Consider the following 234-nt stretch of genomic DNA (forward strand, 5'->3'; position numbering starts at 1 on the left):
GGGTAGACATCAGCGAGCCGAACACACCACCGTTGGTAATGGTGAAGTTACCGCCAGTCAGGTCCTCAACGGTCAGCTTGCCGTCACGGCCTTTCACGGCCAGCTCTTTGATTTTCTTCTCGATGTCAGCCATACCCAGGGTATCCACGTCACGCAGAACCGGGGTAACCAGGCCGCGCGGGGTAGAAACCGCCATGCTGACGTCGAAGTAGTTGTGGTAAACCACGTCATCGC

General features: G+C 57.3%; 1 protein-coding gene. It reads right to left on the reverse strand.

All coding sequences use genetic code 11. The features are described 5' to 3' along the window. The coding region (locus RTW80_RS30910) for a 2-oxo acid dehydrogenase subunit E2 (RefSeq protein WP_312722080.1) at window positions 1–234 on the reverse strand (234 nt) is incomplete at both ends.

It is taken from the genome of Escherichia sp. AM3 (assembly GCF_032029835.1).
Classification (GTDB): domain Bacteria; phylum Pseudomonadota; class Gammaproteobacteria; order Enterobacterales; family Enterobacteriaceae; genus Escherichia; species Escherichia coli.